Here is a 2,821-nt window from a genome sequence, read left to right on the forward strand (position 1 = left end):
TCAAGGTCGGCAACCAGATCGAGATGGCCGGGATATAGGTCACCATGATCAGGAAAACGAAGAGCACGGCCAGAAACGGCAGTGCCGCACGGACAACGCGCATCATCGGCATCCCCGCCACGCCCGAGGTGACGAACAGGTTCAGACCCACAGGCGGCGTGATCATCCCGATCTCCATATTCACGACCATGATGATGCCCAGGTGAATGGGGTCGATCCCAAGCTCGATGGCGATGGGAAATACCAGCGGCGCTACGATGACCAACAGGCCCGACGGCTCCATGAACTGCCCGCCGATCAATAGGATCACGTTCACGATGATCAGGAACACGACGGGGCCAAAGCCCGCATCCAGCATCGCCCCGGCGATCTGCTGAGGGATTTGCTCATCCGTCAGAACATGCTTCAGGATCAAGGCATTGGCGATGATGAACATCAGCGTGACGGTCAGCTTGCCCGCCTCGAAGAACGCGTGCTTGGTGTCACGGTGCACCAGTGCCAGTGGCATCCGGGCAAAGTCCGTGGCAATCGAGGCAGGGTTCAGATCCAACCCGCGCACGATCCGTTCAGCCACAGCGCCCAGGGCGGCCAACGCAAAGCCAATCAGGACAGAGGTGGTCAGGTCCAGGCCACCCGACGCAAGCCAGATGATGATCCCGAGCGCCAACCCGCCCATCAACGTGATGCCAGTGAAATTGCCCGCCCGTGGCGCGACCTTCGAAAACGGTCCCATGTCGCGGTAGATGAAACTCGCGATTAGAAAGGAATAGACCGCTGCCACGGCCGCCGCCTCGGTCGGGGTAAAGATACCGCCATAGATGCCGCCCAGAATGATGATGATCAGGAACAGACCGCCAGACGCAGCCCCGGCGGAGGAGGCAACCTCGCCCCAGCCCAGCCAATCCCCCTTGGGCAGGTTCTTGATCTTGGCGATGGCATAGATCGTGACCATCAGCATGGTGCCCGCCATCAGGCCCGGAATGACGCCCGCAAGGAACATCCGCCCCACGGACACATCCGTGGCCGAGGCATAGACCACCATCACGATAGACGGCGGGATCAGGATGCCCAGCGTGCCCGCATTGGCGATGACACCCGCCGCAAAATCCTTGGAATAGCCCACCTGCCGCATGCCCGCGATCACGATGGAGCCGATGGCAACAACCGTGGCCGGAGACGATCCGGACAGGGCCGCAAACATCATGCAGGCGAACACGCCCGCGATGGCCAGACCACCGGGGAAATGGCCCACAACGGCGATGGAAAAGCGGATGATCCGTTTTGCCACCCCACCTGTCGACATGAAGGTCGAGGCGAGGATGAAGAACGGGATCGCCAACAGCGTATAGTGCCCTGCCATCGCCTGAAACAGTGTCTGCGCAATCGAGGCGAGCGATGTATCACTCAGGACCAGCAGGAACACGATCGACGACATGCCCAGGGCCACGGCGATCGGCACGCCGATCAGCATCATCCCCACGACGAGGGTAAAGAGAATTGCAACTTCCATGGTCTCAGTCGTCCTGGTTCAGGTGTTTGACGTCTTCGATGGCCTCTTCAGCCTCGTGGCTGACAATCAGGCTGGTGGTGTTGCCTTGCCAAACGCGCACAGTTGCCTGCACGAAACGGAACAACAGCAAGCCCATGCCAAACGGCAGAATGGCGTAGGGAATGAAGCGCGGAATTTTCTCGTAGGCTTCACCCTCATTCATCAGGGGTTCGATCCATTTCAGCCATGTGGGATGCGGGATATCGACCGTCTCGTACCAACCGCGATAGGACGACCGCTTCATCTCTTCGAACCCCGTCGGGAACCAGCGACCGGTGGTCTGTGGCAGGTTGGCGAAGTTCGCCCAATAGTCCCACGCGCCTTTGAAAACGAGAAAGGCGTAGGCGATGCAGATCACCCCCGCGACCAATGCGATGACGCGACGGACTGGGGCAGAGAACAGGTTGATGACCGCATCAACGCCAAGGTTCGCAGTGATCTTGACCGCGTAACTGACACCGAACAGGACCAGCCATGCAAACAGGAAGGTCACCATCTCGAGACCCCAGATCAGGCCGGTATTGTAGCCGTAGCGCAGCACCACATTGATGAAGGTGATGAGTGTCATCAAGGCCAGCAGGATCGCGATGGCCGTTTCTTCGATTTCATTGACCCAGCGGCCAAAGCCCGAGCCGGGATCATAGGCGCTTGCCATGGTCCTGCCCCCTTCCCAAATTTTGCGAACGAATTGGCCCGGCGGTTAGTGCCGCCGGGCCGGATCGCGTGACCTTTAGTTGGTCGCCGCGTTGATGGCTTGCGCCGCGTCGATGTTGTCTTGGCCCACGTCGTCTTTGAACTGCTCCCAGACGGGCTTCATCACGGTAACCCAGGCTTCGCGCTGTGCAGCGTCCAGCTGACGCACGGTGCCGCCAGCGTCGATGATGGCCTGCTTGGCCTCTTCGTTGACTTCGAAGGCTTGCGTGTTGCGGGTGGTGGTGACCTCTTCGACGATGGTGGCCAGTTGGTCACGCGCGTCGTCAGGCATGCTGTCCCAGAAGTCGGTGGAGGTCACGACGAGGTAGTCGATGATGCCGTGGTTGGTTTCCGTGATACCGTCCTGCACTTCGAAGAACTTTTTACCGTAGATGTTGGACCAGGTGTTTTCCTGACCGTCCACAACGCCGGTTTGCAGCGCACCATACACTTCCGAGAAGGCCATGGGCTGGGGCGAGCCACCGATGGCTGCCATCTGCGCCTTGAGCACGTCGGAGTTCTGTACGCGGAACTTCAGGCCGTTGGCATCCGCAGGTGTCATCAGCGGCTTGTTGGCCG

Annotated in this window: 3 protein-coding genes; all 3 read right to left on the bottom strand. The window is 59.9% G+C overall.

The features are described from left to right. On the bottom strand, nt 1–1,510 hold a 1,510-nt coding region (locus AC6RA8_RS21980), incomplete at its 3' end, for a TRAP transporter large permease (RefSeq protein ID WP_500355898.1). Between the two features lie 4 nt (nt 1,511–1,514). Beyond that, a complete protein-coding gene (locus tag AC6RA8_RS21985) occupies nt 1,515–2,204 on the bottom strand; it encodes a TRAP transporter small permease (protein ID WP_500355900.1) in 690 nt (229 codons plus the stop codon). 75 nt (nt 2,205–2,279) lie between these two features. Then, nucleotides 2,280–2,821: TRAP transporter substrate-binding protein DctP (gene dctP / locus AC6RA8_RS21990; protein ID WP_500355902.1), on the bottom strand; the 542-nt coding region annotated here is incomplete at its 5' end.

Source organism: Tateyamaria sp. (genome assembly GCF_059783535.1).

Excerpts from the sequence above, each read along its gene's own strand:
- AC6RA8_RS21985 (WP_500355900.1), bottom strand. The coding sequence starts at position 2,204 with ATGGCAAGCGCCTATGATCCCGGCTCGGGCTTTGGCCGCTGGGTCAAT.